This window comes from Nonomuraea sp. CA-218870 (assembly GCF_050936535.1).
GTDB lineage: Bacteria > Actinomycetota > Actinomycetes > Streptosporangiales > Streptosporangiaceae > Nonomuraea > Nonomuraea corallina.
Genome location: NZ_JBNJMN010000001.1, coordinates 869,665 through 884,746, shown reverse-complemented (window position 1 = coordinate 884,746; position 15,082 = coordinate 869,665). Strand labels below are relative to the sequence as shown.

Below are 15,082 nucleotides of genomic sequence, written 5' to 3'. Positions count from 1 at the left end.
CAGCTTTCCGGAAAAGTCGGGCGTGACATTACGGCCCTCGCGAGCGATCGTTCCAAAAGAGAGCACTGCAACGGATCGCAGGATGGGACGAACATTGGCCGAGAGGGCGGAAGAAACTTCCCGGGTGTCACGCGCGGGCGCTATGACACCGGATCTCACCATTGGCGTGGTCGGACCTCATGACCTGGTCGAGCGGGTCATGTTGATGGGGCACGCAGCAGCGCCGCTTCCGTGCCGCCTGGTGGCCGCCGCCTATCGTGACGAACAGGAGGCGCCCGACAAGGTGACACGGCTGGGGCCCGGGGTGGACGCCTGTCTGTTCGCCAGCCCGGTGCCCTACGACCTGGCCAGGCGTTCCGGCGTGCTGACCATGCCGGCCACCTATGTCCAGGTCGGCGGGGCGGCGATGATGGCGGCGCTGGCCAAGGCGGCGCTCGACCCGCGGTTCGACCCGCAGCGGGTGAGCGTGGACGTGGTGAGCCGGGCCGACGTCGAGGAGGCGTACACCGACCTCGGCATCCCCGCGGCGGACGTGCACAGCCGCGACGAGCCGGGCGCGACCGGCACGATCGCCGCCTACCATGAGCGGCTCACCCGCCAGGGCACGACGACGGGGGCGCTGACCTGCCTGCCCGCCGTGGCCGAGCGCCTGCAGGCGGCCGGCGTGCCGGTCATCAGGGTCCGGCCGACGTCGGCGGCCATCCGCACGGCCCTGCACACCGCCGCGCTGCTCGGCGCGCACCACCGGCTGGAGGAGTCGCAGCTCACGGTCGTGCTGGTGGAGGTGCCGACGCTGCGCGAGCCGGTACGGCGGGCGGCGCCCCGCTACTGGCGCGACGAGCTGCGGCTGTCGCTGCACCGGCTGCTCGTCCAGGAGTCCAACCGGATCAACGCCACGGTCTGGCCCATCGACGACCACAGCTACCTGGTGACCGCCACCAGGGGCTCGATCGCGGCGGCCACCGACGGGTTCCGGGTGCTGCCGTTCGCCGCCAGGATCCGCGACGAGCTGGGGCTGGCGGTCGAGGTGGGCGTGGGCATGGGACGCACCACGCACGACGCCGAGTCGCACGCACGGGCCGCGCTGGCGCGCACGCAGGCGGGCAAGCAGGCCCAGGGGTTCGCGGTGGACCGCGAGGGCCGGGCGCTCATCCCTGCGCCCCGGATGCCGCCGGCGGGCGCGGCCGCGCTCAAGCCGAAGGGCGTGGAGGTGCTGTCGCGGCTGGCGGCCAAGCTGGAGGGCGGCGACACCGTGGTCGACGCCGAGGGCGCCGGGAAGATGCTGGGGGTGACGCCGCGGACGGCGCGGCGGCTGCTGCGCACGCTGGTTGACGAGGGACTCGCGTGGCCGTTGCCGCCTAACCGCACACCGCAGCCGGGCCGCCCGCGCCAGCTGTACCGCCTGATCGTGGAGAAACTGGGACCCCGCTGAGCACCACCGCGCCCTCGCCGCCTTGCCTGGGCGGCGGGGGTTCGTGGGCGGGGTTTGGGCTTCGCGGCGGGTCGTGCCCCGGGTTCTGGACACGGATTCAGAGACTCTGGGTTGACTTCCGGTGAATTCACGGTTGGCGGCGTCTTGAGACGGGTATGAAGTCCGTCGCCCCCGATCGATGGTATTCGGACGGGGGCGCCAATCGTTTCAGGGCCTTTACGGCAGCGCCCGCGCCCCCGCATCTCAACGTCTGATACCGGCGAGCGTTCTGTCGGCCCCGGACGCTATCGTCATGAGTCATGACAGCTGACACACCTGACAGGCGGATTTCCGTCCTCGTCTGGGTGGCGCTGGGCATCGTCTACGTAGTCTGGGGCTCCACCTACCTGGGCATCGCCATCGCCATCGAGACCATGCCGCCCATGCTCAGCGGCGCCCTGCGCTTCCTCACCGCCGCGCTGCTTCTCGGAGCGTTCCTGCTGATCAGGAAGGGCCCCGGGGTCTTCCGGATGACGCGCCGCCAGTTCGCCGGCGCGGCGGTCGTCGGGCTCCTGCTGCTGACCGGCGGCAACGGCATGGTGGCCGTCGCCGAGCAGCACATCTCCACCGGTCTGGCCGCGCTGCTCGTGGCGTCCGTGCCGCTCTGGCTGGTGATGTTCAGGATCGCGGTACGGGACCGGCCCCAGGTGCTCACGCTGGCCGGGGTGCTGGTCGGGTTCGCCGGCGTGGCGGCCGTGTCGCTCAGCGGCGGCGCCGAAGGCAGCGTGACCGGGATCGTGGTCATCCTGATCGCCTCCGCGTCCTGGTCCGTCGGCTCGTTCCTGTCGGGACGGATCGCGATGCCGGCCGACACGTTCGCCGCCAGCACCGTCGAGATGGCCGTCGGCGGCCTCGGCATGATCGTCGTCGGCGCCGTGTCGGGCGAGAGCTTCGACCCCGCGCTCGTCTCCGGCCGATCGTGGGCCGCGCTCGCGTATCTCGTGCTGATCGGCTCGCTCGTGGGCTTCACCGCCTACACCTGGCTCCTGGGCAACGCGCCGATCTCGCTCGTGTCGACGTACGCGTACGTGAACCCGGTCGTGGCGGTGATCCTCGGCGTGCTCGTGCTGCAGGAGCAGGTGACCGTGCAGCTCCTGCTGGGCGGCCTGGTGATCCTGGTGGGCGTCGCCCTGGTCGTGTCGACCGAACGGCGACGCCCCAAGATCCCCGAGCCGGCCGGGACCGTGACTACGACGTCCTGAAGCCGGCCGCGGCGGCCAGGAAGGCGTCGTTGGCCTCCGGGTCGCCGATGGAGACCCGGGCGCCCTCGCCCGCGAACGGCCGGACGGCCACGCCCTCGACCGCGCAGGCCGCGGCGAAGTCCATCGTGCGCTCGCCCAGCCGCAGCCAGACGAAGTTGGCCTCCGTAGGCGGCACCTCCCAGCCCTGGGCGATCAGCGCCTCGCGGACCCGGGTGCGCTCCTTGACCACCCGCTCGACCCGCTCCAGCAGCTCACCCTCCGCCGCCAGCGACGCCACGGCGGCCACCTGGGCGAGCTGGTTGACCGCGAACGGGACGATCGTCTTGCGTACGGCGGCGGCCACCGGCTCGTGGCCGACCAGATAGCCGACGCGCAGACCCGCGAGCCCGTACGCCTTGGAGAACGTCCGCAGCACGCAGACGTTCGGCCGGTCGCGGTAGAGGGTGAGGCCGTCGGGCACCGACTCGTCGCGGACGTACTCGCGGTAGGCCTCGTCCAGCACCACCAGCACGTCCTCCGGCACCCGGTCCAGGAACGCCACCAGCTCCCGCTCACGGATCGCGGTGCCCGTCGGGTTGTTCGGGTTGCACACGAACACCATGCGGGTCCTGTCGGTGATCGCCTCGGCCATGGCGTCGAGGTCGTGGTCCTCCCCCGCCAGCGGCACCCGTACGGACGTCACGCCGGCCAGGTCGGCGAGGAGCGGGTACGCCTCGAACGACCGCCACGCGTAGACCACCTCGACGCCCGGGTCGCCGACGCTCTCGAACAGCTGCTGCGCCACCGTCACCGAGCCCGCGCCGAGCGCGAGGTGCTCCGCCGGCACCCCGAGCCGGCCGGCGAGCGCCTCGGTCAGCTCGACCGCACCCGGATCGGGGTAGCGGTTGACGAGCCGCGCCCCCTCGGCGATGGCCGCCACGACGGACGGCAGCGGCTCGTAGGGCGACTCGTTGGACGACAGCTTGTACGACCGGCCGTCGGAGGTCGTGACGGCCTTGCCCGGCTTGTAGGCGGGCATGGTGTCGAGGATCGGGCGGAAACGAGGCATGTCCATACGATAGGCCAGCCCCACCTGAAACCGCCGCGAGGCCCTGGTCACTCCTTGAGCGAGCGGAGCATCGGGGGATGCAGCAGCTCGGCCGGGCCGCGGCGGTAGAGCTTGGCGGGGCGGCCGCCGTCGCGGGTCGTGGTGGCGCCGGTCTCGACCAGGAAGCCCTCCGCCTTGGTCACCTTGCGGTGGAAGTTGCGCGGGTCGAGGGCGCGACCCCAGACGATCTCGTACACCTTCCGCAGGTCCGCCACCGTGAACTCCGGCGGGCAGAAGGCGGCGCCCAGCGGGGTGTACTCCAGCTTGGCCCTGGCCCGCTCGACCCCGTCGAGCATGATGCGGCGGTGGTCGAAGGCCATGACGGCGAGCGAGCCGACCGGCTGCCAGCTCATGTGGGCCTTCTCCGAGGCGGGCAGGTCGGGGGCGAGGCCGAGGTAGGCGACGCTGAGCACGCGCTGGCGGGGGTCCCGGTCGGGGTAGCCGTAGGTCTGGAGCTGCTCCAGGTGGACGGGCGCGCCGGGGAGGCCGGCGCGCTCGGCCAGGATGCGCTGGGCGGCCGCGGGAAGGTCCTCGTCGAGCTGGATGAACCCGCCCGACAGCGACCAGCGGCGCAGGAAGGGCGGGTTGTCGCGGCGCCACACCAGCGCGCTGAGCGCCCCGTTACGGACCGTGAGCACGACCAGGTCGACGCTGACCGGAATGCGCGGGACCATGCAGGCACGTTACACGCTGTCGAGGATCAGGTGTCGATGCGGACGTGCAGGGGTTCGGTGGTCGACTGGCCGGAGGGGAGCTTGACGGTGATGCGGACCCACTCCCCTTCGGGCACCTGGCCCCAGTCGAAGGGCACCCAGGCCGTCTGCATGTGCTCGGGCAGCTCGTCCAGGGGGTCCTCGTCCAGCCAGCCCACCTCGGAGACGACCAGGTCGGCCGTGCCGCCCGACCAGGTGACGGTGACGGTGCCGTCCTTGAGGTTGTAGCCGCGCACCTCGACCCCGTCCTCGGGGGCGCGGGCGCGGCGGATGGCGTCGACCGCGATCGGCCGCTGCCAGTCGCGCATGATCTCCGACTCCACCGACGGCGAGCCGCAGGTCATGAAGTCGCTCCACATGTACGAGACGATCTTCTGGACGTAGCGGCCCGCCATGGCGACCGCCTGGTCGAGCCGCTTCTTGTCGGTCTTGCCGCGGGTGCCGTGGGTGGCGCAGGGCTCATCGCCCGACGGCTCGAAGGCTTCGACGTTGGCCCAGAGCTGCACGTCCCGGCCGCCTTCGATCATCTCCTCGCGCGCCTCCGCCATCTCGCGGTAGTAGTCGCGGGTGGAGCCGTGGTAGGCGGTCCCGTAGGTGCTCTCGCCGACGACGGGGCGCAGCCGCTCGTCCACCTCGTCGCCGCGCTCGTCGGGCCAGTAGAGGCCGACCTTGCCGGTGCCGCGGCTGTCCTGCGGGGCGATGATGCCGACGCCGGTGCGCGCCAGCGCCTTGAACCCCTCGGCGACCTGCGCGGGGGTCTGGCCGAAGGGGACACGCTTGCGGGCGTCGAGGTAGGGGCTGATCAGGATGGGCTTGCCGGGCAGTTCCTGGGCGACGATGCGGTGCTGGTCGGCGTACACCTCAAGGGTGGGATTGCCGGCCAGGGTGTCGGACATCTGCACCTCGAACGGCTGATAGACGCCGCCGAGCGACTGCCGGTCGGCGAAGCGCGCGCCGTAGTCCTGCAGGATGCGGCGGGTGACCGTGGTGAGCGTGCCGATGTGCTTGCGGTTGGCCCTGATCGGGCTGTCGGGGTCGCGCGGAGCCAGCGGCAGCGCGGGGAAGACCTGCACGCCGAACTGGTCGCCGAGGTCGAGCAGCTTGGTCAGGCTGTCCTCGGGTGAGCCGGCGATGAGGATCAGGTCGTACGTGGCTCCCTTGGAGAAGTCGCAGGTCGGGTCGTCGGAGCCGTCCGGCGGGGCGATGAGGCGGAAGTAGGTGCGCTTGCCGCCGTCGATCCTGCGTTCCATGGGCCGGCACCGGAACAGGTTGTCGCCGAACGACTCGTCGGTGCGGTAGACGTACACGCGCCCGATGCGGTTGTCGGGGTGCGCCTCCTTGAGGTCGCGCTCGGCGGACTCGTGGCAGGTGACCCCGTCCTCCTCGCACGCCTCGTAGAGGGAGTCGACCTCGCCGTCGCGGGTCTTGACGCGCCCCTTGCCGTCGACCGTGCGGTACTGCAGGCCGTAGCCGATCCTGATGACGGTGTCGCCGCCGACGCGGTGGATCTGCTGGAGCTGGCTGCGCCAGGTGCACGGGTTGGACGTGGGGGTGATCCAGTAGCCGGTGACGGCGTAGGGAGCCTTCTCCTGGGTCTCGAACGTTCCACAGGGGTCGGTGAACTCGCTCACCATCGGCGTCGGCTCGGCGCGGGTGGGGGCCGGCGTCGATGTGGGCGTGGATGTGGACGTGGCCTGGGAGGTGGTATTGACGGGTTCGGCGTCGTCGACGGGCAGGACGACGACCACGGCCGCGACGGCGGCCAGGACCGCGGCGCCCAGGAGGACGAGGAGCCAGCGCACGTTCAGGAACCCACCGCTCTACCGCTTCACCCCGGCCCAGGCTTCGAGCTGGGCGACGAATCGCCTGGCCGAATTGGGCCAGTGGTGGTTGGCGCGGGCGGCGGCGTAGCCGCGGGCGCCCTGGGCGCGTCGTTCGCGCACCTCGTCCCTGAGGGTCAGCACGGCCTGCGCCACCGCCTTCGGGTCCTGCCACGGCACCACGACGCCGCTCTCGTAGCGCTCGACCAGCTCGACGGCGCGGGGGGACGGGGTGGTGATGACGGGGATGCCGTGCGCCATGTATTCGATGATCTTGGTGGGCATGGAGTGGCGGTAGTTCGGCTCGTCGTGCAGCAGCGACAGCCCGGCCAGCGCGCCGTCGAGCCGTTTGAGCGCCTCGTCGTTCGGCATGAAGTCGCGCCACTCCAGCAGGCCCTCGGCGACGGCCTGGTTGAGCATCGGCCGGCTCTGCGGGTCGGCGTAGCCGATCAGCTCGACGGCCACCCGGTAGGGCTGGAGCAGCCGCGCCACCTCGATCGCCTCCAGCACGCCCCTGGCCCTGGACAGCCAGCCCAGGTAGACGACCCGGTCGTCGCCGGGCGGCGTCACCGAGTCGGGCACCCACGTCTCGTTGGGCACGATGAGGTGGGCGTGCTTGAACCGGCCCGCGTACGCGGTCTCGGCCAGCAGCAGGTGGAGGTTGCTCTCGGCGGTGCTCTCCAGCATCCGGGCGAGGAACCGTACGGGCGGGCGCAGCAGGGACGGCAGCCACGGCTTGAGCGAGAGGGTGGCCGGGGTGTCCTCGTGCACGTCCCACACCACCGGCGGCCGGTTGCGCACCCCCCACACCGCGAACAGCAGCTCGGGGTCGTGGATGAGGACCAGGTCGACCTGCCGCCGCATGCGCTTGAACAGCCTGCGCGCGGCCCACACGGCGGAGATCCGTTTACGCTGCACGGCCCGGGGCAGATCGACGCCCGTCACCCAGGGACGCGGGACGACCCCGTGCCCGGTGTAGGAGGCGGCGTACGTGACCTCATGACCGGCATCCACGAGGGCGCGGATCTGCCGGTGCAGGATCCTCGCGTCCTCGGGGTTATGCACCACCGTCATGACGAGCACGTGCACGCGCGTTGCCTCCGGTCGCTACAGCCGCTCGACGCGTTCACCCTCGGTGAGCACACCGCGGGTGTCGAGCACGAGCCTGGCCTTGGCCTCGACCATCCCCAGGTCGAACGCGGCGTGCTGTTGCAGCAGCACCGTCACGTCGGCGGCGGCGACGGCCTCGGCCAGATCTTCCTCACGCCGCACGGGCGTGCCATCGACTGACCACTCCTTGACATGCGGGTCCGCGAACGAGAGATCGGCGCCCAGCTCCAGCAGCGCGCGCGCCACGGGCAGGGCCGGGGTCTCACGTTCGTCGGCGATGTCCGGTTTGTAGGTGACGCCGAGCATAACGACTCTGGCGCCGTTCACCGCCTTTTTCTCTCTGTTGAGCAGACGTTGCACGCGGGCCACCACGTAGGACGGCATCCGCTCGTTGATCTCCTGGGCCAGCTCCACGAACCTGAACGGGTACCCGAGCTTGCGCACGGTGTAGGACAGGTACGAGGGATCGACCGGGATGCAGTGGCCGCCGACGCCGGGCCCCGGCAGGAACTTGTGGAACCCGAACGGCTTGGTGGCGGCCGCCTCGATGGCCTCCCACAGGTCGATGCCGAGTTCGTCGCAGAAGATGGCCATCTCGTTGACCAGCGCGATGTTGACGTGCCGGTAGGTGTTCTCCAGCAGCTTGGCCATCTCGGCCTCGCGGGTGCTGCTGACCGGCACGACCTGCTCGATGAAGCGGCCGTAGAAGGCGGTGGCCCGGTCGCGGCAGGTAGGCGTGTAGCCGCCGACGACCTTGGGGGTGTTGCGCAGTCCGTACTTGGGGTTGCCGGGGTCGATGCGCTCGGGCGAGAAGGCCAGGTGGAACGCGTCGCCGGCGGTGAGCCCCGAGGTTTCGAGCAGCGGCCGGACCAGTTCGTCGGTGGTGCCGGGCCAGGTGGTGGACTCCAGCACGACGAGCGTGCCCTCGCGCAGGTTGCGGGCCACGGCCTTGCTGGCGCTCTCCACCGCGGACAGGTCCGGCCGGTGGTCCTCGTCCAGGGGCGTGGGCACGCAGATGACGATCGTGCTGCTCTCGGCCAGGATCGCCTCGTCGAGCGTGGCGCTGAACCCGTTGGCCAGCATGTGCTCGAGGTCGGCGTCGGTCAGGTCATCGATGTAGGACTGCCCGGCCTTCAGGGCGTCGACCTTCCGGGGGTCGACGTCGAGGCCCACGACCTTCAGCCCGGCGGCCACCGCCTCCTTGGCGAGGGGCATGCCGACGTAGCCGAGACCGATGACAGCCAAGTCGATTTCTGTCACAGCGGTGCCTTTGGGAGCCGGAAACAACACTTCATGGTCGCAAAGGTTATCTCAAGTCCACCTAGCTCACGCCTAATGCGACGGAACCCGTCAGAACCGGCAGCCCAAGAGAAGGTCATTGTTCGGCAAGGGTCCGGTACAGCGCTTGGTAAGTCTCGGCCACGCGGCCCCAGGTGCGCTTGGCTGCGACCTCGGCGCGGCCCGCCTCGCCCATCGCGGCCCGCCTGGCGGGGTCCTGGGCCAGCCCGTCGAGCGCCTTGGCCAGCTCGGCCGGATCCCCGGGCGGCACCAGCAGGCCGGCGCCGTCGGTGCCGACCAGCTCCGACAGGGCCGGCAGGTCGCTCAGCACGACCGGCTTGCCCAGCGCCATCGCCTCCACGGGCTTGAGCGGCGTGACGAGCCTGGTCACCCGCAGGTCCTCGCGGGGGCAGACGAAGATGTCGATGGCGTCCTGGGCCTGCAGGGCCTCCTCGGGCCCGACCCTGCCGGGCAGGATCGCGCTCGACAGCCCCAGCTCGGCGACCAGCTCCAGCAGGGCTTCGCGCTCGGTGCCGTCGCCGACGATGAGCACCCGCACCGGCCTGCCCTCGTCGCGCAGCAGCGCCGCGGCCCGCAGCAGGGTGGCGAAGCCCTCGTAGGCCACGATGCTGGACACCGAGCCGACCACGATCTCGCGCTCCCCGATGCCCATGGCCCGGCGGAACGAGGCGCCGTCGTAGTGGGCGGTGAGCAGCGAGTCGTCGACGGCGTTGGGCGCGAGGTGGATCCGCTCGCGCGGGACGCCCCGCTCGACGATCTCGGTGGCCATGGTCTCGGCCAGCGTGACGACCGCGTCGGCCTCGCGCATCAGGAACGCCTCGCGCTCGCGCTGGAGCACGTGGCGCTGGCTGCCCACCCGCTTGGGGTCGCGGGAGGCCCAGGTCTCCTCCAGGAACCCGCGTACCTCGTACACGAACGGGATGCCGGTGCGGTCGCGCACGGCGTGCGCGACCGCACCGTTGCGGTGGTCGGTGGCGGCGTGCAGGATCTGCGGGCGCAGCTCGGTGACGAGCCCGGTGACCGCGTCGGCGCCCTTGACCATGCGGCCGTGCATCTCGAACGGCACCTCGCCGCGCCCGTCGGGCAGCAGGCGGTAGTAGGGGATGCCGTCCAGCTCCTCGTACGGGGGCGCGTCCGCGTGGCCCTGGAGCATGGGGTAGCCCCAGCTCGTGACCACGTGCGGGTCGAGCCCCGCCGCCTTCTGCGCGGTGACGATGCGGTGGGTCCTGACCGTGTAGCCGGCCTGGGTGTACGGGAGCGAGTTCGTGATGAGATGGAGCACGCGCCCGGCGACCCGGTCCACGACGGCGGTCTTGCGGCCGGGCGGGATCGGGTCGGGGCTGATCGCGGCCAGCTCGCCGCGGTAGTAGGCGGCCCGGCGCTTGACGAACGGGTATTTGGTGAAGGGTTCCAGCACGTCGGCGGCCATGCTGACCCGGCCGGCGTCCCAGTGCTCCTTGGCCTCGTTCCACGGCGCCCTGATCATGCGCATGCCGAGCTTGCGCACGACGCGGCGGGCGCGGCGGGCGGCGGGCCAGGCGACCTTGCCGATGACCGGGCGCAGCCGCGGCGGCATGGCGTCGGCGGCCGCCTGGGCGACGCGCACCGGGTCGGCCCTGACCTTGGTCACGACCACGCGGGAGACGATGATCGGATGCTGGATGAAGCCCTTCAGAAGTCCACCGACGCCGGCACGGGCGGACTTCGCGGACACCCCAGCGGAACGCGGAGAGGAGTCTCGGGGACTGGCGTCGGATGCCACGCGGTGACCGTACCATAGGCAACGTTTTTTCCCTTCCGCTATGAAAGGCGAGGTCAATGAGGGAGAACCCCCTGGTCCTGCACGTTCTGGGCGCTCGTCCCAATTTCGTGAAAGCGGCCCCGGTGGTGCGTGCACTCGGCGAGCTCGGCGTGCGGCAGGGCATCATCCACACCGGCCAGCACTACGACACGCTGATGTCCGACGTGTTCTTCGCCGACCTCGGCCTGCCGGACCCGGTGGCGAACCTGGGGGTGGGCTCGGGCAGTCACGCCAAGCAGACGGCGACCCTGCTCGTGGGCCTGGAGGAGACCTTCCAGGAGCACCACCCCGACCTGGTGGTCGTCTACGGCGACGTGAACTCGACGCTGGCCGCGATCCTCGTCTGCGCCAAGCTCGGCATCAAGACCGCGCACGTCGAGGCGGGGCTGCGCTCGTTCGACCGGAGCATGCCGGAAGAGGTCAACCGGATCGTCACCGACGCGCTCTCCGACCTGCTCTTCGCCACCTCCCCCGACGCGCTGTCCCATCTGGCGGCCGAGGGCGTGCCCGCCTCGAAGGCGCACCTGGTGGGCAACCCGATGATCGACAGCCTGTTCTCGGCGCTGCCGTCGCTCGACCCGGCCCCGGTGGTCGCCCGGCTGGGCCTGCCGGAGCGGTACGCGGTCGCGACGCTGCACCGCCCGGCCAACGTCGACACCCCGGAGGCGGCCCGGGAGCTGGTCTCGGCGGTGCTCGGCGTGGCCGCGCACGTCCCGGTCGTGGTGCCGGTCCACCCGCGCGGCCGCACCCGCCTGGCCGAGGCCGGGCTCGTGGACGGCCCGTCGGTGCGCGTGGTGGACCCGCTGGGCTATGTGGACTTCCTCTCACTGGTCCGGGGCGCCGCGCTGGTCGTCACCGACTCCGGCGGCGTACAGGAGGAGACGACCGTGCTGGGCGTGCCCTGCCTGACCGTGCGCCCCAACACCGAGCGGCCGATCACGATCACGCACGGCACGAACCGGCTGGTCACCCCCGCCCTGCTGCCGGCGGCCGCGGAGAAGGCGCTGGCCGACGGCGCGGCCACGCCTTCGGGCGAGCTGCCCCCGCTGTGGGACGGCGCCGCGGGGCCGCGCATCGCCCGGGTGATCTCCGCGTGGCTGAAGGGGGACAACCTCTCGCCCGCGGCCCAGGGGACCCGTTCCGAGTAATCCCCAGATTCGGTACGGATCTCGCCGTACTATGACATACCTCCGCACCAGCGATAGGCGATAGTCATGGCCGAAACCCCTGAAGAGCCCACGTTCCAGCGCCTCGGACCGGTGAACTGGCTGCCCGAGGAGCGCAAGGTCGTCGAGCGCTACGAGACGGAGGTCCGGGAGCTGCGCCGCCGGCTGGAGATCGCGGAGGCCAAGGCCGCCTACGCCACGTGGAAGCTGGAGGCGACCCAGGCCAAGCGGACCTTCAAGCTGGGCGAGGCCATCGGCTCGAAGAGCCCGGGCAAGGTGCTGGAGGCCGTCCGCTCCAGGCAGCGCGCGCCCAAGCCGCCCGTCCCGGTCACCGAGGCCGTCGAACTGGCCGGCAAGCGGCCGCCCGAGGTCAAGGTGCCCGCGGTCAAGTGGCCGGCCGGCCCGGTGAACCGCCCGGACCTGAAGGTCGCGGTGATCCTGGACGACTTCTCCAGGATGGCCTTCCGCTACGAGTGGGACCAGATCGAGTTCGGGCTCAAGGACTGGCCGGAGATCTTCGCGGAGAAGCGGCCCGACCTGCTGTTCTGCGAGTCGGCCTGGCACGGCAACCAGGGCCGCTGGCGCTACCAGATGACCGGCACCAACGCGCCCAAGGAGCCGCTGCGCGAGCTGGTCGCCTGGTGCCGCCAGGAGGGCATCCCGACGGTCTTCTGGAACAAGGAGGACCCGCCGAACTTCGACTTCTTCATCGACACGGCCAAGCTGTTCGACTACGTGTTCACGTGCGACGGCGACATGCTGCCGAAATATCGGGAAGTTCTGGGACACGACCGGGTGGACGTGCTCCAGTTCGCCGCCCAGCCACGCGTGCACAACCCGGTCCAGCAGCGCGAGGGCCGGCTGCACGACGTGGTCTTCGCCGGCATGTACTTCCGCGACAAGCACCCCGAGCGGCGCGAGCAGATGGAGACGGTGCTCGACCCGGTGCGCGAGCTCGGCCTGCACATCTTCGCCCGCAACGGCGAGGTCGACGAGAAGTACGCCTGGCCGGAGAAGTACCGCCCGCACATCGTGGGCGAGCTGCCCTACGACCAGATGCTCGCCGCGTACCGGATGTACAAGGTCTTCCTGAACGTCAACTCGGTGCTCGACTCGCCGACCATGTGCGCGCGCCGCGTGTTCGAGCTGTCGGCCTGCGCGACCCCGGTGGTGACGGGCTGGTCGCGGGCGATCGAGGAGACGTTCGGCGAGCTGATCCCCGTCGCCCGCGAGCCGATCGAGTCGTACAACCAGGTCCTGCACCTGATCAACAGCCCCGAGCTGCGCGCCCGGATGGGTCACCTGGCCATGCGGGAGGTGTTCGACAAGCACCTGTTCACGCACCGGGTGGACCAGATGCTCCGGCTGCTCGGCCGGCCGGTGACGCCGCGGTCGCGGTCGATCTCGGTGGTGCTGCCGACCAACCGCGCCTCCCAGATCGAGCACGCGATCTCGTCGGTGGCCAAGCAGATCCACCGGCCGCTCCAGCTCGTCATGGTGCTGCACGGCCTCGACATCGACCCGATCGTGGTGGCCGACAAGGCCCGCATGGCGGGCGTCACGGACGTGACCGTGCTCCCGGCCGACCCGGGGCTGTCCCTGGGCGCCTGCATGAACCTGGGCATCGAGGCCGCCGAGGGCGAGCTGATCGCCAAGATGGACGACGACAACCTCTACGGCGAGCACTACCTGTCGGACCTGGTGCGGGCCTTCGACTACACCGACGCGCAGCTCGTCGGCAAGGGCGCCCACTACGCGTACTTCGAGGGCTCCAACACCACCATGCTCCGCCTGCCGGGCCTGGAGCACCGCTACTCGTTCCTGGTGCAGGGCGGGACGTTCCTCGGCACGGCGGACATGTTCCGCACCTACCGCTTCCCCGACCTGACCCGGGGCGAGGACACCCACCTGGTCCGCCGCCTCAAGGAGGACGGCGTCAAGATCTACTCGGCGGACCGGTTCAACTTCGTCTACTGGCGCAGCGCCGACGCCGCGATGCACACCTGGCAGGCCGACCACATCAAGCTGACCAGGAACGCCCAGTTCTCCTTCGTCGGCCGTCCCGACGACCACGTGCTGATCTAGGCGCCGAGCTGGGCGCCGAGCCGCGTCGAGGCCCGGCGGCGTGTTGCGGGCGTGGCGCGGCGCGCGTGCCTATGGTGGCCGGATGAGGCATGACTCCGGCCTGGTGACGATCACCGGTCACCAGGACTTCGACAAGACGGTGGACGACGTGTGCGCGGCGGTGGCCGCGGTGGGATTCCACGTGTTCGCGCGGGTGGACCACACGGAGAACGCGGTGCGGGCCGGCAGGGAGCTGCCGCCGACCACCCTGGTGCTCTTCGGCGACCCCACCGTCGGGACCGACCTGATCGCCGAACGCCGCACCGAGGCCATCGACCTGCCGTCCAAGATCCTCGTGTGGGAGGACGCGGACGCCGTGCGGCTGACGTACAACACGGCCGACTGGCTGGTGCGCCGCCACGGGCTGGAGCGGGAGGGGGCCACCGCCGCGCAGGTCCTGGAGGACACCACCGAGAAGATCTGCCGGCAGGCGGCGGCCCTCGCCCCCGCGTAGGGGGGACGGGCCGGGCTCCCGCCCGCCGGCCGGACCTCCGCGGTTCAGACGGCGGCCTTGGAGAGGTTCTGGTCGGCGAGCCGGCTGAGCTCCAGCAGACCGGCGCGCTTGACCTCCTGGCCGACGACCATGAGGCTCATGACGAAGCCGCCGCGCCTGATCGTGACCGTGCCGATCTGGGCCTGCCGTTCGCCGCCGGAGGCGGTGGTGAGGTAGGCGCGCGACTCGTCGCCCTGACGCGGCAGGGCCAGGTCGCGGGTGCGGTAGACGACCTCCATGCCGCGTACCTGGGCGCTGTAGGCGTCGCACTGGTCGGGCAGCGGGCCGGGGAAGGCCTCGGGCGGGAGCGCCATCACGGACTGGGTGATCACGCCCCGGGCCGAGGTGAACTTGACCACGGCCGCCGGGGCCTTGGCGATCTCCGGCCTGGCGGCGTCGAGCTGGGTGGCGCCGGCGCACTCGGGGTGCTCCAGCTTGGACTCGCGGATGGCGTCCAGGCTCTGCTTGGTGAACCGGAGCGTTCCGTAGGTGCCGATCTCCGGGCCGTACGCGACCTCCATGCCCTTGGGCACCTGGAGGAGCGCGGAGCGGAGCTTGGCCGCCTCGGCGGGCGCGGGCTGTGGCGGCTGGGCGGACGCGGCGGGCGCCTGCGGGGCGGTCTTCTCGGAAGCGCAGCCCGCTATGACCGTCATGCTGAGAAAAACCGCGGAAAATGCCTTAAGCATGAATTCTCCATTTCACTTCTACGGCATCGGGAAGACGTTAAGGGAAACGCGGCTCCCAGGCGGCGGCAACGGCGTTATCCATAGGTTCGACAGGTTCGGCGGGAAACCCT

12 protein-coding genes are annotated in these 15,082 nt (G+C 71.0%); 5 read left to right on the top strand and 7 right to left on the bottom strand.

Annotated features, from left to right (window positions below; genetic code table 11):
• The first annotated feature begins 142 nt into the window (after positions 1-142).
• Both ACQEUU_RS04455 and ACQEUU_RS04450 read left to right on the top strand, forming a co-directional pair.
• Positions 143-1,432 (top strand): GTP cyclohydrolase IIa, encoded by a 1,290-nt coding sequence (locus ACQEUU_RS04455; RefSeq protein ID WP_433060646.1) that lies wholly within the window; start codon positions 143-145, stop codon positions 1,430-1,432.
• 299 nt (positions 1,433-1,731) lie between these two features.
• Positions 1,732-2,673 carry an EamA family transporter gene (locus tag ACQEUU_RS04450; RefSeq protein ID WP_433060643.1) on the top strand — a complete coding sequence of 314 codons (942 nt, stop codon included), beginning with the start codon at positions 1,732-1,734 and terminating at the stop codon, positions 2,671-2,673.
• Here ACQEUU_RS04450 and hisC read toward each other — a convergent pair.
• The 6 genes from hisC to ACQEUU_RS04420 form a co-directional block, all read right to left on the bottom strand.
• A complete protein-coding gene (hisC, locus tag ACQEUU_RS04445; protein ID WP_433060641.1) occupies positions 2,660-3,721 on the bottom strand; it encodes a histidinol-phosphate transaminase in 1,062 nt (353 codons plus the stop codon). The genes ACQEUU_RS04450 and hisC overlap by 14 nt on opposite strands.
• A gap of 47 nt (positions 3,722-3,768) precedes the next feature.
• A complete protein-coding gene (locus ACQEUU_RS04440; RefSeq protein WP_433060638.1) occupies positions 3,769-4,434 on the bottom strand; it encodes an NUDIX hydrolase in 666 nt (221 codons plus the stop codon).
• A 26-nt stretch (positions 4,435-4,460) separates the two neighbouring features.
• On the bottom strand, positions 4,461-6,275 hold the full coding sequence (locus ACQEUU_RS04435) for a DUF4434 domain-containing protein (protein WP_433060635.1): 1,815 nt from the start codon (positions 6,273-6,275) through the stop codon (positions 4,461-4,463).
• An 18-nt stretch (positions 6,276-6,293) separates the two neighbouring features.
• The gene (locus tag ACQEUU_RS04430; protein ID WP_433060632.1) at positions 6,294-7,382 is read right to left on the bottom strand and encodes a glycosyltransferase; all 1,089 of its coding nucleotides are present in this window, start codon (positions 7,380-7,382) and stop codon (positions 6,294-6,296) included.
• 18 nt (positions 7,383-7,400) lie between these two features.
• The gene (locus tag ACQEUU_RS04425) at positions 7,401-8,648 is read right to left on the bottom strand and encodes a nucleotide sugar dehydrogenase (protein WP_270152489.1); all 1,248 of its coding nucleotides are present in this window, start codon (positions 8,646-8,648) and stop codon (positions 7,401-7,403) included.
• Between the two features lie 130 nt (positions 8,649-8,778).
• Positions 8,779-10,338: a glycosyltransferase family 4 protein gene (locus ACQEUU_RS04420; RefSeq protein ID WP_433060628.1), complete on the bottom strand. Its 1,560-nt coding sequence runs from the start codon at positions 10,336-10,338 to the stop codon at positions 8,779-8,781.
• A gap of 182 nt (positions 10,339-10,520) precedes the next feature.
• Here ACQEUU_RS04420 and wecB point away from each other — a divergent pair, with 182 nt between their 5' ends.
• From wecB to ACQEUU_RS04405, 3 genes are all read left to right on the top strand, one after another.
• Positions 10,521-11,651, top strand: a complete 1,131-nt coding sequence (wecB, locus tag ACQEUU_RS04415) for a non-hydrolyzing UDP-N-acetylglucosamine 2-epimerase (protein ID WP_433060625.1) — start codon at positions 10,521-10,523, stop codon at positions 11,649-11,651.
• A gap of 66 nt (positions 11,652-11,717) precedes the next feature.
• A complete protein-coding gene (locus tag ACQEUU_RS04410; protein ID WP_433060622.1) occupies positions 11,718-13,754 on the top strand; it encodes a glycosyltransferase family protein in 2,037 nt (678 codons plus the stop codon).
• 82 nt (positions 13,755-13,836) lie between these two features.
• Positions 13,837-14,247: a DUF302 domain-containing protein gene (locus tag ACQEUU_RS04405; RefSeq protein ID WP_433060620.1), complete on the top strand. Its 411-nt coding sequence runs from the start codon at positions 13,837-13,839 to the stop codon at positions 14,245-14,247.
• A 44-nt stretch (positions 14,248-14,291) separates the two neighbouring features.
• Here ACQEUU_RS04405 and ACQEUU_RS04400 read toward each other — a convergent pair whose 3' ends face one another.
• Positions 14,292-14,939, bottom strand: coding sequence for a hypothetical protein (locus tag ACQEUU_RS04400; RefSeq protein WP_433060617.1), 648 nt, complete (start codon positions 14,937-14,939; stop codon positions 14,292-14,294).
• Positions 14,940-15,082 lie beyond the last annotated feature (143 nt).